General features: G+C 43.4%; 15 protein-coding genes, 3 tRNA genes, 3 rRNA genes, 1 other RNA gene, 1 pseudogene and 1 other annotated feature (1 of these 24 cut by a window edge). Of the genes and pseudogenes, 18 read left to right on the top strand and 5 right to left on the bottom strand.

The window, feature by feature from the left end:
• Positions 1-52: 52 nt before the first annotated feature.
• Together gyrB and gyrA are read left to right on the top strand one after the other, a co-directional pair.
• Positions 53-1,978: a DNA topoisomerase (ATP-hydrolyzing) subunit B gene (gene gyrB, locus QFZ73_RS11280; RefSeq protein ID WP_251427397.1), complete on the top strand. Its 1,926-nt coding sequence runs from the start codon at positions 53-55 to the stop codon at positions 1,976-1,978.
• A 97-nt stretch (positions 1,979-2,075) separates the two neighbouring features.
• Positions 2,076-4,622 carry a DNA gyrase subunit A gene (gene gyrA, locus QFZ73_RS11275; RefSeq protein ID WP_251427352.1) on the top strand — a complete coding sequence of 849 codons (2,547 nt, stop codon included), beginning with the start codon at positions 2,076-2,078 and terminating at the stop codon, positions 4,620-4,622.
• Between the two features lie 151 nt (positions 4,623-4,773).
• Here the strand turns inward: gyrA and QFZ73_RS11270 are convergent.
• Positions 4,774-5,060: pseudogene (locus QFZ73_RS11270) on the bottom strand (IS5/IS1182 family transposase); the annotation flags it as partial.
• 593 nt (positions 5,061-5,653) lie between these two features.
• Here QFZ73_RS11270 and QFZ73_RS11265 point away from each other — a divergent pair.
• The 5 genes from QFZ73_RS11265 (at position 5,654) to rrf (ending at position 10,705) form a co-directional block, all read left to right on the top strand.
• A 16S ribosomal RNA gene (locus tag QFZ73_RS11265) occupies positions 5,654-7,204 on the top strand.
• A gap of 116 nt (positions 7,205-7,320) precedes the next feature.
• A tRNA-Ile gene (locus tag QFZ73_RS11260) sits at positions 7,321-7,397 on the top strand.
• 16 nt (positions 7,398-7,413) lie between these two features.
• Positions 7,414-7,489 (top strand) — tRNA-Ala (locus QFZ73_RS11255).
• A 103-nt stretch (positions 7,490-7,592) separates the two neighbouring features.
• A 23S ribosomal RNA gene (locus tag QFZ73_RS11250) occupies positions 7,593-10,525 on the top strand.
• Between the two features lie 64 nt (positions 10,526-10,589).
• Positions 10,590-10,705: ribosomal RNA gene (gene rrf, locus QFZ73_RS11245) — 5S ribosomal RNA — on the top strand.
• Together the 16S, 23S and 5S rRNA genes with 2 tRNA genes alongside form the textbook arrangement of a ribosomal RNA operon.
• An 80-nt stretch (positions 10,706-10,785) precedes the next feature.
• Here the strand turns inward: rrf and QFZ73_RS11240 are convergent.
• Positions 10,786-11,751 (bottom strand): YaaC family protein, encoded by a 966-nt coding sequence (locus QFZ73_RS11240; protein WP_251438166.1) that lies wholly within the window; start codon positions 11,749-11,751, stop codon positions 10,786-10,788.
• 111 nt (positions 11,752-11,862) lie between these two features.
• On the opposite strand from QFZ73_RS11240, the gene guaB reads away from it, so the two are divergent.
• The 4 genes from guaB to QFZ73_RS11220 all read left to right on the top strand — a co-directional run bounded on the left by guaB (position 11,863) and on the right by QFZ73_RS11220 (position 16,675).
• A complete protein-coding gene (gene guaB, locus QFZ73_RS11235) occupies positions 11,863-13,326 on the top strand; it encodes an IMP dehydrogenase (protein WP_063236531.1) in 1,464 nt (487 codons plus the stop codon).
• A gap of 173 nt (positions 13,327-13,499) precedes the next feature.
• Positions 13,500-14,819, top strand: a complete 1,320-nt coding sequence (locus QFZ73_RS11230) for a D-alanyl-D-alanine carboxypeptidase family protein (protein ID WP_251438165.1) — start codon at positions 13,500-13,502, stop codon at positions 14,817-14,819.
• A 69-nt stretch (positions 14,820-14,888) separates the two neighbouring features.
• Positions 14,889-15,113: a binding site (T-box leader), on the top strand.
• A gap of 60 nt (positions 15,114-15,173) precedes the next feature.
• Positions 15,174-16,451, top strand: coding sequence for a serine--tRNA ligase (gene serS / locus QFZ73_RS11225; protein ID WP_251438164.1), 1,278 nt, complete (start codon positions 15,174-15,176; stop codon positions 16,449-16,451).
• 131 nt (positions 16,452-16,582) lie between these two features.
• A tRNA-Ser gene (locus QFZ73_RS11220) sits at positions 16,583-16,675 on the top strand.
• A 121-nt stretch (positions 16,676-16,796) separates the two neighbouring features.
• Here the strand turns inward: QFZ73_RS11220 and QFZ73_RS11215 are convergent.
• From QFZ73_RS11215 to QFZ73_RS11205, 3 genes are all read right to left on the bottom strand, one after another.
• Positions 16,797-17,468 carry a deoxynucleoside kinase gene (locus tag QFZ73_RS11215; protein WP_307266002.1) on the bottom strand — a complete coding sequence of 224 codons (672 nt, stop codon included), beginning with the start codon at positions 17,466-17,468 and terminating at the stop codon, positions 16,797-16,799.
• Complete coding sequence (locus QFZ73_RS11210) at positions 17,446-18,105, bottom strand: deoxynucleoside kinase (protein WP_307266000.1); 660 nt, start codon at positions 18,103-18,105, stop codon at positions 17,446-17,448. Before QFZ73_RS11210 ends, QFZ73_RS11215 begins: the two co-directional genes overlap by 23 nt.
• 199 nt (positions 18,106-18,304) lie before the next feature.
• The gene (locus tag QFZ73_RS11205) at positions 18,305-18,841 is read right to left on the bottom strand and encodes a cysteine hydrolase family protein (RefSeq protein WP_307265998.1); all 537 of its coding nucleotides are present in this window, start codon (positions 18,839-18,841) and stop codon (positions 18,305-18,307) included.
• Positions 18,842-18,980: 139 nt separating this feature from the next.
• Here QFZ73_RS11205 and tadA point away from each other — a divergent pair, with 139 nt between their 5' ends.
• The 7 genes from tadA to QFZ73_RS11170 form a co-directional block, all read left to right on the top strand.
• The gene (gene tadA, locus QFZ73_RS11200) at positions 18,981-19,487 is read left to right on the top strand and encodes a tRNA adenosine(34) deaminase TadA (protein ID WP_251438160.1); all 507 of its coding nucleotides are present in this window, start codon (positions 18,981-18,983) and stop codon (positions 19,485-19,487) included.
• A gap of 147 nt (positions 19,488-19,634) precedes the next feature.
• Positions 19,635-19,899: signal recognition particle sRNA large type (ffs, locus tag QFZ73_RS11195), an RNA gene on the top strand.
• A 172-nt stretch (positions 19,900-20,071) separates the two neighbouring features.
• On the top strand, positions 20,072-21,760 hold the full coding sequence (gene dnaX / locus QFZ73_RS11190; protein WP_251438159.1) for a DNA polymerase III subunit gamma/tau: 1,689 nt from the start codon (positions 20,072-20,074) through the stop codon (positions 21,758-21,760).
• Positions 21,761-21,781: 21 nt separating this feature from the next.
• Positions 21,782-22,099, top strand: coding sequence for a YbaB/EbfC family nucleoid-associated protein (locus QFZ73_RS11185; protein ID WP_053348895.1), 318 nt, complete (start codon positions 21,782-21,784; stop codon positions 22,097-22,099).
• Positions 22,100-22,159: 60 nt separating this feature from the next.
• Complete coding sequence (recR, locus tag QFZ73_RS11180; protein WP_034316264.1) at positions 22,160-22,756, top strand: recombination mediator RecR; 597 nt, start codon at positions 22,160-22,162, stop codon at positions 22,754-22,756.
• Positions 22,757-22,776: 20 nt separating this feature from the next.
• Positions 22,777-22,995, top strand: a complete 219-nt coding sequence (locus QFZ73_RS11175; protein WP_063236519.1) for a YaaL family protein — start codon at positions 22,777-22,779, stop codon at positions 22,993-22,995.
• A gap of 105 nt (positions 22,996-23,100) precedes the next feature.
• Positions 23,101-23,138: the start of a pro-sigmaK processing inhibitor BofA family protein gene (locus QFZ73_RS11170; protein ID WP_370694145.1), read on the top strand. 232 nt of this gene lie beyond the right edge of the window; 38 of the gene's 270 nt are visible here — the first part of the coding sequence; the start codon lies at positions 23,101-23,103; the stop codon falls past the right edge of the window.

Raw genomic sequence — 23,138 nt, 5'->3', positions numbered from 1 at the left:
CTCCTGAAAATTGATAAATGCCAAAAGAAAAGTGTAGGTGATACGTATGACAATGGAACAAAAAGAAGTACAAGCTCAGGCATACGATGAGAATCAGATACAGGTTTTAGAAGGCTTAGAAGCAGTTCGTAAACGTCCGGGAATGTATATCGGCACTACCTCTGCAAAAGGACTTCACCATCTTGTTTGGGAAATTGTCGATAATAGTATTGATGAGGCACTGGCTGGTTTCTGTACGGAAATCAAAGTGACGATCGAAGAAGACAATAGCATAACCGTAGTCGATAATGGTCGGGGAATCCCAGTAGGCATCCATGAAAAAATGGGACGCCCAGCTGTAGAAGTAATCATGACGGTCCTTCATGCGGGCGGAAAATTTGGCGGCGGAGGTTATAAGGTCTCCGGTGGTCTGCATGGTGTGGGGGCTTCGGTAGTTAATGCCTTATCCACTGTATTGGAAGTTTACGTTCATCGTGAAGGTAAAATCCATTATCAGCAATTTAACCGCGGTGTCCCTAAAGAAGATTTGAAAATTATCGGGGAAACCGATCATACCGGAACGACTGTACACTTCATTCCTGATGGTGAAATCTTCACGGATACCCTGGAATATGATTTCGATACATTAGCCACACGAATCCGTGAGCTTGCATTCCTGAATAAAGGCTTGAAGCTGATCATTGAAGATAAACGTGAAGAAGAAGAGAAAATCAGGGATTACCACTATGAGGGCGGTATCAAATCTTACGTTGAGCATTTGAACCGTTCTAAAGAGGTATTGCATGAAGAACCGATTTTCATGGAAGGCGAGAAAGATGGAATTTCCGTTGAATTGGCATTGCAATATAATGACAGCTATATCAGTAATGTCTTTTCTTTTGCCAATAATATTCATACTTATGAAGGCGGTACACATGAATCAGGATTTAAGACTGCTTTGACCCGTGTCATCAATGATTATGCACGGAAAAATGGTCTTTTAAAAGAAGCTGATGCCAATTTCTCAGGTGAAGATGTCCGGGAAGGTTTAACGGCAATCATTTCGATTAAGCATCCTGATCCACAATTTGAAGGTCAGACGAAAACCAAACTCGGGAACTCTGAGGTAAGAACGGTTACTGATTCCATTCTTTCGGAACGACTTGATGCCTTCTTATACGAAAATCCTGCCGTGGCCCGAAAAATTGTAGATAAAGGGCAAATGGCAGCGAGGGCCCGTATGGCAGCGAAGAAAGCACGTGAATTGACCCGGAGGAAAAGTGCTTTGGAAGTATCCAATCTACCGGGTAAATTGGCAGATTGTTCTTCTAAGGACCCGGGTATCAGCGAATTGTACATCGTTGAAGGAAACTCGGCGGGAGGCTCGGCAAAACAAGGGCGGGACCGCCATTTCCAAGCTATTTTGCCGCTAAGGGGTAAAATCCTGAATGTTGAAAAAGCGCGATTGGACAGAATCCTGCATAATGAAGAAATAGGTACGATCATCACGGCACTTGGAACAGGCATTGGTGATGAATTCAATACTGAAAAAGCTAGATACCATAAAATTGTTATCATGACCGATGCGGATGTCGATGGTGCCCATATCAGAACGCTGATGTTGACCTTCTTCTACCGTTATATGAGAAAAATTATCGAGTATGGATATATATATATTGCTCAGCCGCCACTTTTCAAGATTCAGCAAGGGAAAAAAGTGGATTATGCTTATAATGACCGCGAGCTTGAAGAAATCATGGCGAGTTTGCCAAGTACTCCTAAGCCTAACCTGCAGCGTTATAAAGGGCTGGGGGAAATGAATCCAGAGCAATTGTGGGAAACGACCATGAACCCTGAAACGAGAACACTGCTTCAAGTCAGTTTGAAAGATGCTGCCGAGGCAGATGAGACTTTCGAGATGTTGATGGGCGACAAGGTCGAACCGCGACGTAACTTCATTGAAGAAAATGCAATTTATGTAAAAAATCTTGATATCTGATTTTTTGACAGGATGCTTTTTACATCCTGTTCTTTACATAGTGCACGAACAGTTAAATTTAAATGAGAGTATAAGCTTTTAATAGGAGGTTGGCTCCATGTCAGAAAATGAAAGATCAGGTGTAAAAGAAATAAATATAAGTACCGAGATGCGGACATCGTTTTTGGATTATGCGATGAGCGTTATCGTGTCGCGGGCTTTGCCTGATGTAAGGGACGGTTTAAAACCGGTACACCGAAGAATTCTTTATGCAATGAACGATCTTGGAATGACTTCGGATAAACCATTTAAGAAATCAGCCCGTATTGTCGGGGAAGTCATCGGTAAATATCACCCGCATGGTGATTCGGCTGTATATGAAACGATGGTACGGATGGCGCAACCTTTTAACTATCGCTATATGCTTGTAGATGGTCATGGGAATTTCGGTTCAGTCGATGGTGACCAAGCTGCCGCAATGAGGTACACAGAAGCGAGAATGTCGAAAATCTCGATGGAGTTACTTCGCGATTTAAATAAAGATACGGTCAATTTCCAGGATAACTACGATGGTTCAGAAAGAGAGCCAGCCGTTATGCCTGCCCGTTTCCCGAACTTGTTAGTGAATGGTTCATCAGGAATAGCAGTAGGGATGGCAACCAATATTCCACCCCATCAATTAGGTGAGGTAATTGACGGCGTATTGGCTTTAAGTAAGAATCCTGAAATTACAATTCCAGAGTTGATGGAATATATCCCTGGTCCGGACTTTCCGACAGCCGGTTTGATTTTAGGACGAAGTGGAATCAGAAAGGCCTATGAAACCGGAAAAGGATCAATCATTCAACGGGCGAAAGTCGAGATTGAAGAGAAGCCCAATGGTAAACAGGTGATCCTTGTTAAGGAAATCCCTTATCAAGTGAATAAAGCAAGATTGATTGAAAAAATTGCAGAACTTGCTCGAGATAAGAAAATAGAAGGCATTACCGACTTACGGGATGAATCGGATCGCAATGGCATGCGTATTGTCATGGAGCTTCGAAAGGATATTAACGCGAATGTCCTTTTAAACAACCTGTATAAGCATACCGCGATGCAGACCACCTTCGGAATCAATCTGCTTGCTTTGGTGGACGGTCAGCCTAAAGTGCTGAATTTAAAACAATGCCTGCACTACTACTTGGAGCATCAGCAGGTAGTCATACGGCGCAGGACTGAATTTGAATTACGGAAAGCGGAAGCCCGCGCCCATATTTTAGAAGGTTTGCGCATTGCACTTGATAATTTGGACGCAGTCATTTCGTTAATCCGCGGTTCCCAAACGACAGAAATTGCCCGTGAAGGCTTAATGACACAATTCTCACTTTCCGAAAAACAAGCGCAAGCTATCCTGGATATGCGTTTACAGCGCTTGACAGGTCTGGAACGTGAAAAAATTGAAGATGAATATCAGGCATTAATGGCTATAATTGCAGAATATAAAGCGATTCTTGCTGATGAGGAAAAGGTTCTTGAAATTATTCGTGAAGAGCTTCTTGAAATTAAAGAACGTTTTGATGATAAACGGAGAACTGAAATCACTTTAGCCGGCTTTGAAAGCCTGGAAGATGAGGATTTAATCCCAGAGGAAAATATAATCGTGACACTTACGCATAACGGTTATATAAAACGCTTGCCTGCAACCACGTACCGCAGTCAAAAACGCGGAGGTCGAGGAATACAGGGTATGGGCACGAATACAGATGACTTTGTCGGTCACTTGTTAACCACTTCGACTCATGACACTCTATTATTCTTCACTAACAAAGGTAAAGTCTATCGTTCCAAAGGATATGAAATACCTGAATATGGTAGAACGGCAAAGGGATTGCCGCTTATCAATTTGTTGGAAGTCGATAAAGGCGAGTGGGTCAATGCAATCATACCGGTGAAGGAATTTGCTGACGATTGGTATTTATTCTTCACGACCAGACATGGGATATCGAAGCGTACACCTTTGTCATCTTTTGCAAACATCCGTAATAATGGTTTAATTGCCCTAGGTTTACGTGAAGATGATGAATTGATTTCCGTCCGTCTTACGAATGGAGAGAAACAGATCATAATTGGAACGAAAGCCGGGATGATGATTCGTTTCCCTGAGACGGATGTACGGACAATGGGACGTACTGCAGCGGGAGTCAAAGGGATTTCCTTAGGGACGAATGATGAAGTGGTCGGAATGGAAATTCTTGAAGATGATGAAGAAGTCTTGATCGTTACGAAAAACGGCTATGGAAAACGAACCTCTGCGGAAGAATACCGTATTCAAAGCCGTGGAGGCAAAGGAATAAAAACATGTAACGTCACTGAGAAAAATGGTGAACTTATAGCCGTGAAAACAGTTACGGGTGAAGATGAGGATTTGATGCTGATTACAGCAGCTGGTGTATTGATCCGAATGGAAGTCGAAGGCATTTCTAAAACGGGCCGTAATACACAGGGTGTTAAGCTCATCCGACTCGAATCCGCAGATAATGAATATGTTTCGACGGTAGCCATCGTAGGAAGAGAAGAAGAAGAAGAAAAAGACATGGATATAGAAACGGTCACGACTCTAGATTCTGATTCTGATCCTACTGTAATTGAAGAAAATGAAGAAACTGAAAAAGATACGGAAGAATAATCTTCCACAAAAAAAAGACCCAGGCAATTAAGCGAGGCTGCTGAAAAACTCACGTTTTTCTAACTAGTACGGTAAACCAAACTAAAAAAAGACGATTCTCATTCGATACTTGAATGGAAATCGTCTTTTTTTGCTTCTGTGTGTCACTTTTTTAGGCCATTAATTTCAATATTCTTTTCAAGTTAACGGTGAAAATAACCATTGCTCCTTGTAATTCCATGCCAAGTAGACCCGAGGATTTTGCAACATCATACCCGTGCCTGTGTTTCAATTCACTGTTTTTCGCTCCTTCTTTATAACAGCCCTCTTTAAAGGGACAAATCTTACACTTTTCTACATCGAAGTAATAGGTATCTGTTTGATTCGTCGCTACATCTTTTTTGCCCTGGCGAGCTTTCCTGATACCAAATGCCCAGCCTTACAAACGTACATTCCTGCTCTTCCTTCTTCCGGAATCCCAGTGTAACATTATGAAGCTTCACCACTATTGCAATAAAGAAGACTATGTATATCATCATGCTATTTCAATTGGGTTAATAGGAGGATATATTGCATATATGATGAAATGCAATAGGGGCGATGTCTACAATTGGCGGGTGTCTGGCAGATTGTGGGATGGCAAAGCTGCTGAAATAGGACGAGCATGTATCTCTTCATAATCATCTGCTATTCGGCTTTCCGTTTTATTTAATAACCTTGTATAGAAGAAATACTATAAGGTTTAAAGAAAAAGTTTACTTAAAAAGGTAAGCTTTTTCTTCTTAATTAGGGGTGCAGTCAAAGAACTTGAAATCTATGTTATTTATTTTAAAATAACTATTGCTTTTATTCCTGATACTAGATATAATAACTAAGTCGACAGCGAAAGAATAAAGTTGTTGACAAAAAATAATATAATTGATATATTATTAAAGTCGTTTCCAAACGAACGACAACAAATTGCTCTTTGAAAACTGAACAAAACAAAGCGCCAACGTTAAATTTTAAGTGAGCACACACTATAAAAAAAGCAAATGAGCAAGTCAAACATTTCTTCGGAGAGTTTGATCCTGGCTCAGGACGAACGCTGGCGGCGTGCCTAATACATGCAAGTCGAGCGAATCGATGGGAGCTTGCTCCCTGAGATTAGCGGCGGACGGGTGAGTAACACGTGGGCAACCTGCCTATAAGACTGGGATAACTTCGGGAAACCGGAGCTAATACCGGATACGTTCTTTTCTCGCATGAGAGAAGATGGAAAGACGGTTTACGCTGTCACTTATAGATGGGCCCGCGGCGCATTAGCTAGTTGGTGAGGTAATGGCTCACCAAGGCGACGATGCGTAGCCGACCTGAGAGGGTGATCGGCCACACTGGGACTGAGACACGGCCCAGACTCCTACGGGAGGCAGCAGTAGGGAATCTTCCGCAATGGACGAAAGTCTGACGGAGCAACGCCGCGTGAACGAAGAAGGCCTTCGGGTCGTAAAGTTCTGTTGTTAGGGAAGAACAAGTACCAGAGTAACTGCTGGTACCTTGACGGTACCTAACCAGAAAGCCACGGCTAACTACGTGCCAGCAGCCGCGGTAATACGTAGGTGGCAAGCGTTGTCCGGAATTATTGGGCGTAAAGCGCGCGCAGGTGGTTCCTTAAGTCTGATGTGAAAGCCCACGGCTCAACCGTGGAGGGTCATTGGAAACTGGGGAACTTGAGTGCAGAAGAGGAAAGTGGAATTCCAAGTGTAGCGGTGAAATGCGTAGAGATTTGGAGGAACACCAGTGGCGAAGGCGACTTTCTGGTCTGTAACTGACACTGAGGCGCGAAAGCGTGGGGAGCAAACAGGATTAGATACCCTGGTAGTCCACGCCGTAAACGATGAGTGCTAAGTGTTAGAGGGTTTCCGCCCTTTAGTGCTGCAGCTAACGCATTAAGCACTCCGCCTGGGGAGTACGGCCGCAAGGCTGAAACTCAAAGGAATTGACGGGGGCCCGCACAAGCGGTGGAGCATGTGGTTTAATTCGAAGCAACGCGAAGAACCTTACCAGGTCTTGACATCCTCTGACAACCCTAGAGATAGGGCTTTCCCCTTCGGGGGACAGAGTGACAGGTGGTGCATGGTTGTCGTCAGCTCGTGTCGTGAGATGTTGGGTTAAGTCCCGCAACGAGCGCAACCCTTGATCTTAGTTGCCAGCATTCAGTTGGGCACTCTAAGGTGACTGCCGGTGACAAACCGGAGGAAGGTGGGGATGACGTCAAATCATCATGCCCCTTATGACCTGGGCTACACACGTGCTACAATGGATGGTACAAAGGGCTGCAAACCTGCGAAGGTAAGCGAATCCCATAAAGCCATTCTCAGTTCGGATTGTAGGCTGCAACTCGCCTACATGAAGCCGGAATCGCTAGTAATCGCGGATCAGCATGCCGCGGTGAATACGTTCCCGGGCCTTGTACACACCGCCCGTCACACCACGAGAGTTTGTAACACCCGAAGTCGGTGAGGTAACCTTCATGGAGCCAGCCGCCTAAGGTGGGACAGATGATTGGGGTGAAGTCGTAACAAGGTAGCCGTATCGGAAGGTGCGGCTGGATCACCTCCTTTCTAAGGATAATTACGAGAGCGCTTTTGTTTTGTTCAGTTTTGAATGAGTGATTCATTCAATTAAATAGCAATCCCGCGATAAGCTTGGGAAGCAGAAGCTTATTATTTATGTGAATGGGCCTATAGCTCAGCTGGTTAGAGCGCACGCCTGATAAGCGTGAGGTCGATGGTTCGAGTCCATTTAGGCCCACCATTCCATTTCCCGAAACGGGGCCTTAGCTCAGCTGGGAGAGCGCCTGCCTTGCACGCAGGAGGTCAGCGGTTCGATCCCGCTAGGCTCCACCAATGAAACAATCACGTTGTGATTGGGACAGCTTGTTCCTTGAAAACTAGATAATAGATAGAAGGCAATTAATTTTTTTCAAAGCATCTGTAAGATCTTTTTAACGGTTAAGTTAGAAAGGGCGCACGGTGGATGCCTTGGCACTAGGAGCCGATGAAGGACGGGACTAACACCGATATGCTTCGGGGAGCTGTAAGTAAGCTTTGATCCGGAGATTTCCGAATGGGGAAACCCACTGTTCGTAATGGAACAGTATCTTTACCTGAATACATAGGGTACTGAAGGCAGACCCGGGGAACTGAAACATCTAAGTACCCGGAGGAAGAGAAAGCAAATGCGATTTCCTGAGTAGCGGCGAGCGAAACGGAATTAGCCCAAACCAAGAGGCTTGCCTCTTGGGGTTGTAGGACACTCAACATGGAGTTACAAAGGAACGGGGTAAATGAAGCGATCTGGAAAGGTCCGTCAAAGAAGGTAAAAACCCTGTAGTTGAAACTTCGTTCCCTCCTGAGTGGATCCTGAGTACGGCGGGACACGAGAAATCCCGTCGGAAGCAGGGAGGACCATCTCCCAAGGCTAAATACTCCCTAGTGACCGATAGTGAACCAGTACCGTGAGGGAAAGGTGAAAAGCACCCCGGAAGGGGAGTGAAATAGATCCTGAAACCGTGTGCCTACAAGTAGTCAAAGCCCGTTAATGGGTAATGGCGTGCCTTTTGTAGAATGAACCGGCGAGTTACGATTTCATGCGAGGTTAAGTTGATGAGACGGAGCCGCAGCGAAAGCGAGTCTGAATAGGGCGAATGAGTATGAGGTCGTAGACCCGAAACCAGGTGATCTACCCATGTCCAGGGTGAAGTTCAGGTAACACTGAATGGAGGCCCGAACCCACGCACGTTGAAAAGTGCGGGGATGAGGTGTGGGTAGCGGAGAAATTCCAATCGAACCTGGAGATAGCTGGTTCTCTCCGAAATAGCTTTAGGGCTAGCCTCAAGATGAGAGTATTGGAGGTAGAGCACTGATTGGACTAGGGGCCCCCAACGGGTTACCGAATTCAGTCAAACTCCGAATGCCAAATACTTATTCTTGGGAGTCAGACTGCGAGTGATAAGATCCGTAGTCGAAAGGGAAACAGCCCAGACCACCAGCTAAGGTCCCAAAGTATACGTTAAGTGGAAAAGGATGTGGAGTTGCTTAGACAACCAGGATGTTGGCTTAGAAGCAGCCACCATTTAAAGAGTGCGTAATAGCTCACTGGTCGAGTGACTCCGCGCCGAAAATGTACCGGGGCTAAACGTATCACCGAAGCTGTGGATTGACACCATTAGGTGTCGATGGTAGGAGAGCGTTCTAAGGGCGTTGAAGTCAGACCGGAAGGACTGGTGGAGCGCTTAGAAGTGAGAATGCCGGTATGAGTAGCGAAAGAAGGGTGAGAATCCCTTCCACCGAATGCCTAAGGTTTCCTGAGGAAGGCTCGTCCGCTCAGGGTTAGTCGGGACCTAAGCCGAGGCCGAAAGGCGTAGGCGATGGACAACAGGTTGATATTCCTGTACCACCTATACATCGTTTGAACGATGGGGGGACGCAGAAGGATAGGGTAAGCGCGCTGTTGGATATGCGCGTCCAAGCAGTTAGGCCGGAAACGAGGCAAATCCCGTTTCCATTAAGGCGGAGCTGTGATGGCGAGGGAAATATAGTACCGAAGTTCCTGATTCCACGCTGCCAAGAAAAGCCTCTAGTGAGATGTAAGGTGCCCGTACCGCAAACCGACACAGGTAGGCGAGGAGAGAATCCTAAGGTGTGCGAGAGAACTCTCGTTAAGGAACTCGGCAAAATGACCCCGTAACTTCGGGAGAAGGGGTGCTTTTTAGGGTGAATAGCCCAGAAAAGCCGCAGTGAATAGGCCCAGGCGACTGTTTAGCAAAAACACAGGTCTCTGCGAAGCCGCAAGGCGAAGTATAGGGGCTGACACCTGCCCGGTGCTGGAAGGTTAAGGGGAGAGGTTAGCGCAAGCGAAGCTTTGAACCGAAGCCCCAGTAAACGGCGGCCGTAACTATAACGGTCCTAAGGTAGCGAAATTCCTTGTCGGGTAAGTTCCGACCCGCACGAAAGGTGTAACGATCTGGGCACTGTCTCAACGAGAGACTCGGTGAAATTATAGTACCTGTGAAGATGCAGGTTACCCGCGACAGGACGGAAAGACCCCGTGGAGCTTTACTGCAGCCTGATATTGAATTTTGGTACAGCTTGTACAGGATAGGTAGGAGCCTGAGAAGCCGGAGCGCTAGCTTCGGTGGAGGCGTTGGTGGGATACTACCCTGGCTGTATTGAAATTCTAACCCGCGCCCCTTATCGGGGTGGGAGACAGTGTCAGGTGGGCAGTTTGACTGGGGCGGTCGCCTCCTAAAGAGTAACGGAGGCGCCCAAAGGTTCCCTCAGAATGGTTGGAAATCATTCGTAGAGTGTAAAGGCACAAGGGAGCTTGACTGCGAGACCTACAAGTCGAGCAGGGACGAAAGTCGGGCTTAGTGATCCGGTGGTTCCGCATGGAAGGGCCATCGCTCAACGGATAAAAGCTACCCCGGGGATAACAGGCTTATCTCCCCCAAGAGTCCACATCGACGGGGAGGTTTGGCACCTCGATGTCGGCTCATCGCATCCTGGGGCTGTAGTCGGTCCCAAGGGTTGGGCTGTTCGCCCATTAAAGCGGTACGCGAGCTGGGTTCAGAACGTCGTGAGACAGTTCGGTCCCTATCCGTCGCGGGCGCAGGAAATTTGAGAGGAGCTGTCCTTAGTACGAGAGGACCGGGATGGACGCACCGCTGGTGTACCAGTTGTCTTGCCAAAGGCATAGCTGGGTAGCTACGTGCGGACGGGATAAGTGCTGAAAGCATCTAAGCATGAAGCCCCCCTCAAGATGAGATTTCCCATGGCGCAAGCTAGTAAGATCCCTGAAAGATGATCAGGTTGATAGGTCAGAGGTGGAAGCGTGGCGACATGTGGAGCTGACTGATACTAATAGATCGAGGACTTAACCAACGCTTTTAAAAAAATGAAATACCTTCTTATTATCTAGTTTTGAAGGAACAATGTTCCTGATATGTTTGGTGGCGATAGCGAAGAGGTCACACCCGTTCCCATTCCGAACACGGCAGTTAAGCTCTTCAGCGCCGATGGTAGTTGGGGGTTTCCCCCTGTGAGAGTAGGACGCCGCCAAGCCATTTAAAAGATCAGCCATCCGGCTGGTCTTTTTTCGTCGTTTTGGAACAGACCAATTCACCAATTGGATGTTGGAAGGATCAAAAGTGGAACCTCTTGGACTTAATCCATTCAAATATTAAGAATGGCACCTTAGCTTGGCTTATTTTAAGGAATTGTACAATGCAAGGGTAATCGTCATTAGGCATGGTTTTCATCAGCTCTGCCCACCATTCTGTCTCATAACGGGCTATTATGCTAAGGTTATAAGAAATTAAATAATGGATCAAAAGTTCAGGTAATGAAAAAGCTGACGAATCTTTATTTAGTGATAGCATGAACTGTCCTTCTGCCAAATTATACCTTATTGGGGAAGTGGCATTATGAATGGGAATTCCATCTGTTTTTAAAAGCAGTGTCCCAGAAGCTTCTGAAATACTGTTAACTTGATTCGTTTTAGCTTTCAAAAATTCTGCCAATCGACTGCTGGACATTTGATAGCTATCCAATACAGCTGAGGGTAATTGAAAACCATTCGAAGAGGGTAACATGACGACGAAATTTTTCTTGGAAATCGGCCATGTAAAGTTTTGCATATCTGGGATTTCCCTCAATAGCGTCCCCATGGAAAATTTTTCGCCTTCCAGATGCCTGATATGAAATAACTTTTCGGCAATGCAGGTGAAAAGTCCATTCTTTTGCGTTTTCACTTCGTCCTTTAAAAATTCATATTGTTGTTTTTTCTTTTTTCTCGTAGTTACCCCATGGGCAAGCATCGAAGTTGATTCCGGATAGTTAGGATCAATCGTGAGCAGACAAGCCTTTAACAATTGGGCGAATCCATAAAATGTTAGGATTGGTTGTATGGAAAGTGGTGCAATGGCAGCCTGATTATAATAAGTTTTAGCATGTTCAAGATGGTAAATAAATGGATAACAATTATCGTAACTTTTTATTTCCGCTTCTGCTATTTTTTCATGCGTGTAACATTTTTGTAAAAAAAGTTGTGAGGAAGATGCGGAAAAAAAAGGTGTATATTTATCGAAATTATCATTGTTTTCAGGCATTGCAGCTATCCTCCGAATTAATAGAATAATCAAACATTTATTTCTCTTCTTGACAGTAGTATGTCCTATTGATAACCTACAAATAATATTTTTAAGCAGGAGGGGAAAATAATGTGGGAAAATAAATTTGCAAAAGAAGGTTTAACCTTTGATGATGTCCTATTAATTCCAGCGAAATCAGAGGTTTTGCCGAAAGATGTTAACCTTCAAGTCAACTTAGCTGAAAACTTAAAGCTCAACCTTCCTATCATCAGCGCAGGAATGGATACCGTGACAGAAGCTGAGATGGCAATTGCCATGGCTCGTCAAGGTGGATTGGGTATCATTCATAAAAATATGTCTATTGAAGCACAAGCTGAACTGGTGGATAAAGTAAAACGTTCAGAAAGCGGTGTAATTACCGATCCGTTTTTCTTAACGCCGGATCACCAGGTATTTGATGCAGAGCATTTAATGGGTAAATATCGCATTTCGGGTGTTCCTGTAGTCAATAATATAGAGGATCAAAAACTTGTGGGTATCATTACAAACCGTGATTTGCGATTTATTTCCGATTTTTCCTTGAAGATTTCCAGTGTCATGACTGTAGAGAATCTGGTCACAGCACCAGTGGGAACTAACTTGGAACAAGCAGAGAAGATTCTTCAAAAATACAAAATTGAAAAGCTTCCCCTTGTAGACGATAATGGAGTTCTTAAAGGACTTATTACGATCAAGGATATCGAGAAAGTCATTGAGTTCCCGAATTCGGCGAAAGATAAGCAAGGAAGATTACTTGCAGGTGCTGCAGTCGGCGTGACTAAGGATACGATGAAGCGTGTAGAAATGCTAGTTAAGTCCCATGTCGATGCAATTGTACTTGATACTGCTCACGGTCATTCAGAAGGCGTCCTTGAAATGGTAAAGGAAATCCGCGGGACATATCCTGAATTGACAATAATTGCTGGTAATGTGGCAACAGCTGAAGGCACGAAAGCATTGATTGAAGCGGGTGCTGATGTAGTGAAAGTTGGAATCGGACCAGGGTCAATCTGTACGACAAGGGTTGTAGCTGGTGTAGGTGTTCCACAAATCACGGCAGTCTTCGATTGTGCGACAGAAGCAAGAAAACATGGTAAAACGATTATCGCCGATGGCGGAATTAAATACTCTGGTGATATCGTCAAAGCCCTAGCTGCAGGCGGACATGCAGTAATGCTTGGCAGTATGTTGGCTGGTGTAACTGAAAGCCCAGGCGAAACGGAAATTTTCCAAGGTCGCCGTTTTAAAGTATATCGGGGTATGGGCTCTGTTGCTGCAATGGAAAAGGGATCTAAAGATCGTTACTTCCAAGAAGATAACAAGAAATTCGTACCGGAAGGCATCGAAGGGCGCCTTCCATACAAAGGACCTCTTTCAGATACCATTTTCCAACTGATTGGCGGCATTCGTTCAGGTATGGGATATTGCGGTACAGCCACACTGGAAGAGTTGAGAGAAAACTCTCAATTTGTCAAAATGACCGGTGCCGGATTAAGGGAGAGCCATCCTCATGATGTCCAAATTACCAAAGAAGCACCGAACTACTCAATGTAATGAATTTAACATATAATCGTCATTAAAATTTATTGTTAAAATAGACAGAGTCTACGATTACTCTGTCTATTTTTTTTATTTTTTCTGTGATAAACTAGACAAGGTGTCAAGGGAATTACATAAAGTTTCTTCTTTGTTATAGAGATTAGCTTAAAAGTTGGAGGTATTGGAAATTGAAAAAAATCAGCAAGATGACCCTCATTTTCACTTTTGTTTTAGTTCTTGTTATGTCGCAATTTGCCTATCAACCGGGGGAAGCTGTTGCTGAATCTGATAATTTAGGTTTAAAAGCAGAGGCAGCCATCATCATTGATGGTGAAACAGGACAAATCGTGTATGAAAAAAATGCCGATAAAGTATTAGGGATTGCATCCATGTCTAAAATGATGACCGAGTACATCATAATGGAGTCAATTGAAAATGGGAAAATCAGTTGGGATCAGAAAGTTAAAATAAATAAATACGTACATGACCTTTCAAAAGCACCTAATTTGTCGAATGTTGGGTTAACAGAAGGTGAAGATTATACAGTTAAGGAACTATATCAAGCTATGGCCGTCTATTCTGGAAATGCGGCAACAGTAGCTTTAGCACAGCTAGTTTCCGGAAGTGAAAAGAGCTTCGTTAAGTTAATGAACGAAAAAGCAAAGGAATTAGGCTTGAAACACCATAAATTCGTTAACGCCAGCGGTTTGAATAACGGCGATTTATTAGGGCAGTATCCTTCAGGTGATGAAGATGATGAAAATATCATGACAGCAAAAGATACTGCACTTCTTGCTTATCGTTTAATAAATGATTATCCGGAAGTGTTGAAAATTGCCAGCATCCCTAAATTGAAATTCCGTGATGGAAAAGAATATCCGAACTTCAACTGGATGTTGCCTGGCCTGATATTTGAATATAAAGGCGTAGATGGACTAAAAACGGGATCTACTGACTTTGCCGGATATGGCCACACAGGGACGGTTATCCGGGACGGTCAGCGCTATATCACGGTGGTGATGAAGTCCACTAATAAAAATGAACGTTTTGCGGATAGCACTAAGCTTATGAACTATGCTTATGCAACCTTTAAAAAGGAAAAAATCCTTCCAGCTAATTACCAGGTGAAAGGGGAAGAAACACTTTCAGTAGTGAAAGGCAAGGAAAAAAACGTTAAGATTCAATCTGAAAAAGCAATCGAGCTACTTGTTGAAAATGGTGAGAAAGACAACTATAAAACCGATTTAGTGATCGATAAAAACAAATTGAATGATGATGGTAAGCTGACTGCACCAATTAAAAAAGGTGAAAAGCTTGGTTACATCACAGTCACTCCTAAAAAAGGAGAAGATTACGGGTACATTAACGGCGATCCAGTGAAGGTTAACGTCGTAGCTGCTGAATCTGTTGAAAAGGCAAACTGGTTCGTATTATCAATGCGAGCTGTTGGCGGATTCTTTGGTGACGTATGGAGCAGTGTAGCTTCTACTGTTAAAGGCTGGTTTTAAGTTTCGCGTATAAAACGGTTGCGTAATGTATAAAATTATAGTACATTATGGAAAACAATCTGATTATATAAGAAAGCAATGACAGGAAATAGTAACAAGTATTTCTTTCTATAGAGAGCCGATGGCTGGTGGAAATCGGTGTGAGAGTTTTGTGAATCCCTCCTGGAGCAAAGTATGGAAAGCCTTTTGGGTCAGTAAATACTTTCGGTTAAAAGCCGTTATCGTGATAAGTGGTAGGCGCTTTTCGTAGGCCTTCAACTAGGGTGGCAACGCGGGTTAACTCTCGTCCCTTCAGGGGACGGGAGTTTTTTGCGTTCTTTGATAAATCATCAAAATATTAAGGAGGAATTGGAAATGTTGGATTTGAAATATGTAAGAAATAATTTTGAAGAAGTGAAGCGTGTATTGCAATTTAGAGGAGAAGATTTAACCGATTTAGGTAAATTCGAGGAACTGGATGTAAAGCGTCGGACTTTGATTGCTGATACGGAAAAGTTGAAAAGCAAAAGAAATGAAGTTTCACAGCAAGTGGCCGTATTGAAACGGGAGAAAAAAGATGCAGATCAGTTGATTGCTGAAATGCGTGAAGTTGGTGACCGTATCAAAGGATTCGATGATGAACTTCGTGAAGTGGAAGCTCAGTTAGAAACATTACTTCTTTCCATTCCGAATATTCCGCATGAAAGTGTGCCTGTTGGTGAGACGGAAGACGATAATGTCGAAATCCGTAAATGGGGAGAGTTACCGGAATTCAAGTTCGAACCGAAACCGCACTGGGATGTAGCTGGGGATTTAGGCATCCTGGATTTTGAACGGGCAGCAAAAGTGACCGGAAGCCGATTTGTATTTTATAGGGGGCTTGGTGCTCGGTTAGAGCGTGCTTTAATTAGCTTTATGTTAGACCTTCATGTTGAGGAACACGGATATGAAGAAATGCTGCCACCATATATGGTGAACCGTGCAAGCATGACCGGCACAGGTCAATTGCCAAAATTCGAGGAGGATGCTTTCCGTATTGAAAGTGACGATTACTTCTTGATTCCTACAGCTGAAGTCCCGGTGACAAACTTCCACCGTGATGAAATCATGAGCACGGACGATCTGCCGATAAGCTATGCGGCATACAGCGCTTCATTCCGTTCAGAGGCAGGATCTGCTGGTCGTGATACACGCGGGTTAATTCGTCAGCACCAGTTCAATAAAGTTGAATTAGTGAAGTTCGTGAAGCCGGAAGATTCTTATGCAGAATTGGAAAATCTTACGGGTCATGCGGAAAGGGTCCTTCAATTGCTAGGTCTTCCATACCGAGTGCTGAGCATGTGTACGGGAGATCTTGGTTTCACAGCTGCTAAAAAGTATGATATCGAAGTTTGGATCCCGAGTTATGGAACGTACCGCGAAATTTCTTCTTGCAGTAACTTTGAAGCATTCCAGGCTAGACGGGCCAATATCCGCTTCAGACGTGATGCAAAAGGTAAACCGGAACACGTCCATACTCTAAATGGATCAGGGTTGGCAATCGGCCGTACAGTCGCAGCCCTTTTGGAAAATTATCAGCAGGAAGATGGCAGTGTTATCATTCCTGAAGTATTACGTCCATATATGCGCGGTGCGGAAGTCATTAAGCCGTAAGTCAAAAGGGATCAGCTTCTGATTAAAGAGGCTGATTCTCCTTTTTATCTACGTTTGAAAATTATTTTAAAAAACTTTATAGAGGGCTTGACTTTAATTTTAAATCCATGTAATATAATAAATGTTGATACGGAGGTATACCCAAGTCCGGCTGAAGGGATCGGTCTTGAAAACCGACAGGGGAGTCAAATCCCGCGGGGGTTCGAATCCCTCTACCTCCTCCATAACTTATTAATAACCACAGCGCATAAATTGGATATCGATGAATTCCGTTACAGATATGTAACGGAATTTTTGTTTTCTAATATATTAAAAAACCACCGGATAACCGGTGGTTTTTCTGTTTTACACATTTCGCAACAACTTGGTTTGCTCCATATATTCGGCAATCCGTTTGATAAGCGGTTCGATGCTTGCCTCATTCTGCATAAGGTCATATTCGTTTATATTTAATCGAAGGACAGGGCAGGCGTTGAATTGATCAATCCATTCTTCGTAACGGCCGTGCATTTCCTGCCAATATTCAATTGGGGTATGCTGTTCCATTGGACGGCCACGCTCTTGGATCCGGTCCAGGATATCATCCAGTGAACCTTCGAGATAGATAAGTAAATCAGGGTGCGGGAAGTATGGCGTCATTACCATGGCGTTGAAAAGGCTTGTATAAGTTTCGTAGTCCACATCATTCATCGTGCCTTTTTCATAATGCATTTTTGCAAATATCCCGGTGTCTTCATAAATGGAACGGTCTTGGATAAAACCGCCGCCATATTCGAAGATTTTTTTTTGCTCTTTAAACCGTTCAGCGAGGAAGTAGATTTGCAGGTGGAAACTCCAACGATTAAAATCATAGTAAAACTTATCCAGGTAGGGGTTCGTATCGACCTTTTCAAAGGATGTCCTGAATTGAAGGGCATCGGCTAACGCATTGGTCATGGTCGATTTTCCTACGCCAACCGTCCCTGCTATCGTAATGACGGCGTTGTTTGGAATATTATATTTCTTTCGTAAGTTCATTTGACTTTACTCCTTTGTGCAGGGCATTCTCTATTTGGCTGATTATCGTTTTCAAATCATCCTTGTTCCCGACGAAATCCAGCTCATCTCCATTGAAAGTTAGAACAGGTATGTCAGGGTGCTGTTTCTCAAATGCTTCCATGAATGTTCGATAATCCGCGGATAATTGCTCTAAATAAATGGAAGATATATTTTTTTCGAATTCACGACCTCTTTTACCGATCCGGGAGAGAAGCGTATCAAGACTTGCGTTTAAATAAATCACCATATTAGGTTTAGGCATATCCCTTGTTAAAATATTGAATATTTCAAGGTATTTATTGTATTGGGCGTTCTTTAACGTTCGTTCAGTAAATATCAAGTTCTTGAATATATGGTAATCAGCCACCACGGCTTGGTCATTAGCAAGATACTTTTTTTCGATATCTTCCAATTGTTTATAACGGTTACACAGAAAAAACATTTCTGTTTGAAAGCTCCACTCATCAATATCTTTATAGAATTTCCCGAGAAATGGATTTTCATCTACAATTTCCTTCAATAATGAAATTTGAAAATGATCTGCAATAACTTTTGCAAGTGATGTTTTTCCCACGCCGATTGGACCCTCGACAGTGATAAATGGGGTGGATTTCATCCATTTGTCCTCCTTCATGAGGTATCAAGCTGAAATTCCCGGTTTATTAGGTTTTTCGCCAAGAGATATTGTATCACAGACTTGGGACTTAAGTGACATTTTTGTCAGGTTGCTAAAGAAAGAGAATGAAAGAGTGTTTAATGGGGAGGGATGTAGGTTGTGCCTTGGTTGATTGAGAGATTAAATGTCTTCGCCTTTATTAATGGATATTAATGGACGCCTTGAGAACATGGTTCATCATCTTTAATGCATAATGATTATCTTCCTTGGATGCAGAAGCGATGCAATCCTTCGGAATCCATAATTTATATTCCCGCATATAGGCATCATTGGCCGTGAATAGCACGCAGATGTTTCCGGCTATGCCAGTAATGATCAGGGTTTCCACCTTTAATCGTTTAAGTAGTGTATTGAGTGCCGTCCCATAAAATGCGGAATGCTTCGGCTTGATGAGAAAGAAATCATCCTGTTGCGGTTTTATCCTTTCGGTTAATGAGGCATTTCCTTCATTTTTACATCTATCAATAATTTTATCGAAGTCAGCCTGCCATAAATCATAATGATCATTGATATAAATGATGGGAAAACCTTTTTCTTTCATTTGCTTTTTTAATTTCAAAATCGGATCGACGATAAGCTTCGTATGTTCAAGGAGCATATTCCCGTGGATGAAATCAAAATCATTGATCATATCAATGATAAGCAATGCAAAAGAGGTCGATTCAGGTCGATTCATGGTATAACCTCCTGTAATGTGAGAATTTACTTGCAGCACGTATGCCGCATGCGTTACTATTCATTAGAATAAGTAGTATGACCTTTATTTTGTCTTATATTTGTCTGTTTACTCCTACTTAATATGAGGGGGTTTATTTATGAAGGATGATGTTTATTACATGAATTTAGCCTTAAAGGAAGCAAAAAAGGCGCAGATGTTGAATGAAGTGCCGATTGGCGCTTTAATCGTAATAGATGATCAAGTTATTTCGACGGGTCATAACCTGAGGGAAACGGAACAGAATGCAACGGCACATGCGGAGCTGCTTGCAATCAATGAGGCTTGCAATGTTCTGGGCAGTTGGCGTCTTGAAGATGCGACATTATATGTAACGCTGGAACCCTGTCCCATGTGTGCCGGTGCCATTTTGCAATCGAGGGTGAGAAGGGTTGTTTTTGGAGCGCATGATCCAAAGGCTGGCTGTGCCGGGACATTCATGGATTTACTTCGAGATGAACGCTTCAACCATCAATGTGATGTAACAAGCGGTGTATTAGGGGAAGAGTGCGGCTGGATATTGACTTCTTTTTTTAAAGAGCTAAGGAATAGAAAGAAAACCTTGAAAAGAGAGCAAGCACTCAAGATTGCCGAAGAAAATAAATAGGTGAAAAACGAATGTTGAAGATGAGGCTTTACTTCATTTGATAAATTTGGAATCAAACTGTCCATGAACAACACTTGCGTTTTTTTTGTTACCTTAGTATAATGAATTATGCGTCGTCATGACGCTGTGAAATTGGTATTACTTTTGCCGTGCTAGACGGGGAGGTAGCGGTGCCCTGTACTCGCAATCCGCTCTAGCGAGGTTGAATCCCTTCTCGAGGTTAGCATTCTGTAGGGCCTGCCTTAAGTAAGTGGTGTTGACGCCCGGGTCCTGCGCAATGGGACTCCATGAACCATGTCAGGTCCGGAAGGAAGCAGCATTAAGTGGAAGTTCTCATGTGCCGCAGGGTTGCCTGGGCCGAGCTAACTGCTTAAGTAACGCTTATGGTTGCTAATCGACAGAAGGTGCACGGCAGTTATTTTACATAAACAAAAAACTCATTCGTATCGGGTGGGTTTTTTTTTATGCCAATAAGGCAAAGTGTTGAAAAAAATGAGGCAATGATGAAATTTCTTTTTAGCTTTGATATTAAGGAAATCAGTAATGTATAATAAATAGGATGGAGAAAAAAAGGAGGGATTTCCGTGGGGTATCAAGCATTATACCGGGTATGGCGGCCACAACAATTCATTGATGTAGTCGGGCAGGAACATGTAACGAAGACGTTGCAGAATGCCTTGGTCGGGCAGAAGGTTTCGCATGCCTATTTATTTTCCGGTCCACGTGGAACAGGGAAAACAAGTGCTGCAAAAATTCTAGCAAAAGCAGTGAATTGTGAGCATGCTCCGACAAGTGAGCCCTGTAACGAATGTGCTACCTGCCGCGGAATCACCGATGGCTCCATATCAGATGTTATAGAAATTGATGCAGCATCCAATAATGGTGTCGAGGAAATCCGTGACATTCGTGATAAGGTCAAATATGCACCGAACGCGGTTACATATAAAGTTTATATCATTGATGAGGTACATATGCTTTCACAAGGGGCTTTCAATGCGCTTTTAAAGACTTTGGAAGAACCTCCGAAGCACGTAATTTTCATATTGGCGACGACTGAACCTCATAAGATTCCACTAACGATCATCTCCCGTTGCCAAAGGTTTGATTTTAAAAGGATCCAGCCTCAAGATATAGTTGGCAGGATGTCACAGATCATTGCAGAAACAGGTGTTTCATGTGATGAACAAGCCCTGCATATCATTGCCAGGGCAGCCGAAGGCGGGATGCGGGATGCACTAAGCCTTCTTGATCAAGCGATATCCTTCAGTTCGGAGACGGTTTCTGTGGAAGATGCATTGACTGTCACCGGTTCTGTTTCGCAGGCGTTTTTAAGCCGACTGGCAAAAGCTATATATGATAAAGAAGTAGCGGTGGCACTTGAAGTCCTTGAAGAATTGCTGGCAATGGGAAAAGACCCGGCTAGGTTCATAGAAGACATGATTTATTATTTCCGTGACATGCTTTTGTATCAAACGGCACCGGCACTGGCAGAATCCTTCGAGCGTGTTTTGATAGATCCCCAATTTAAGGAATTGGCAGAAGTAATCTCTTCTGAATCGATTTACTCCATTATTGAAAGCTTCAATCAAACACAGCAGGATATGAAATGGACAAATCATCCAAGGATTTTCCTTGAAGTGGCACTTGTGAAGTTATGTAATGAGCAAAGGCCAAATCAAAGTGATAACGGGCAGCTTCAACAGCTGCAGCAGAAAATAGAAGATTTAGAGAACAAATTACTCGAAATGCAGAAAAACGGCATTCCGGCAGCCATGACAGAAAAACCTGCAGAGCAGGCTAAGGCGCAAAGGGCCGTTAAAAAGGCGTATAAAGCACCTGCAGGAAAGATCAATCAAGTTTTGAAACAAGCTACAAAGCCAAATCTTAATGCCGTGAAAAGTAAGTGGGGGGAAGTGCTTGAACAGTTAGGTCAGCAAAACCAAAAGTCATTGGCAGCTTTATTAACGGAGGCAGAACCTGTTGCTGCGTCAAATGAAGCTTTTGTGGTAAAATTCAAATATGATATTCATTGTCAAATGGCAATGGAAAATAACCGTTTCGTGGAAGTGATAGCCTCGATCATGCAGCAATTGACCGGACACCGAATGGAGATAGCCGGTGTTCCGGAGAGCCAGTGGCAAAGGTTGCGGGAGGACTTCATCTCAACACAGCAGTTCGACGGTCCAGAAGAAACGGAATCAAAAGAAGAAGACCCCTTTATAGCAGAGGCTAGAAAATTAGTCGGTGATGATTTACTTGAAATTAAAGAATAATTGGAGGTAAGGAAAATGGGTATGCGCGGCGGTAATATGCAAAACATGATGAAGCAAATGCAAAAGATGCAAAAGAAGATGGCAGAGGCACAAGAAGAATTAGGTGAAAAAAAGATTGAAGGAACTGCTGGCGGCGGAATGGTAACGGTCATCGTGACTGGACATAAAGAAATAGTCGATGTAATCATCAAACCGGAAGTTGTCGATCCGGATGATATCGATATGCTTCAGGATTTAGTGCTGGCTGCGACTAACGATGCTTTGAAAAAGGCGGAAGAACTGACAAACCAAACGATGGGACAATTCACTAAGGGAATGAACCTTCCGGGTATGTTTTAAGCAAGTTCAAAAGAAACTTCCTTCCAGGGGGTTTCTTTTGAAATTTTTAGGAGGAATTCGATGCATTATCCAGAACCCATTTCCAAGCTCATTGACAGTTTTATGAAATTGCCGGGGATTGGTCCTAAAACGGCTGCTCGATTAGCCTTTCATGTACTAAGCATGAAGGAAGATACTGTTTTGGATTTTGCAAAAGCACTTGTTAATGCTAAGCGGAATCTTATGTATTGTTCAGTCTGTGGTCATATTACAGATCAAGATCCCTGTTATATCTGCGAAGATCAAAAGAGGGACAGAAGTTTGATTTGTGTGGTTCAGGACCCGAAAGATGTAATAGCCATGGAAAAGATGAGAGAGTTCAATGGTTTATACCATGTACTGCATGGCAGTATTTCCCCGATGGACGGAATCGGTCCGGAAGATATAAATATTCCTGATTTATTAAAGCGCCTGCAAGATGAAACAGTACTGGAGGTCATTTTGGCTACTAATCCTAACATTGAAGGTGAAGCGACAGCCATGTATATTTCGAGGTTGCTTAGACCATCAGGAATCAAAGTGACCCGAATTGCCCACGGACTTCCTGTTGGCGGAGATTTGGAATATGCGGATGAAGTGACGCTATCAAAAGCAATTGAAGGAAGAAGAGAAATATAAGATAGCTGGGAGGACTTCACTTGTTCTTTCGTAAAAAAAAGAAACTTCGGAATGAATTCAATGATTCATTAATCGAAGAGCTTGAACATTTGAAATGGAATTGGCATAATCAAAAATCATTACTTGAAAAAAGCGTTGATCCATCTGAGGAAGTAATCGCCCAAACGAGGCTGGCGGAAGTGAAATATTTCTACTTATTCAGGGAAGTTAAAAGAAGGAATGTCCGCTTAAAAAGATGATAAGGAAATGGCTGTGAAGGATTGCGTGTTCCTCATGGCCATTTTTTTTCAGTTCTTAATCCAACGATTTCTTCATATAAGTGTAGTACAAGCTTGCGGGGAGGAATGAGTTTGGAACCAGTTGTCTTTGTTGCCGTAGTTGG

Source organism: Peribacillus sp. V2I11 (assembly GCF_030817135.1).
Taxonomy (GTDB): domain Bacteria; phylum Bacillota; class Bacilli; order Bacillales; family DSM-1321; genus Peribacillus; species Peribacillus simplex.
The sequence above is the reverse complement of the archived record's forward strand: the minus strand, read 5'-3'. Positions and strand labels throughout refer to the sequence as shown.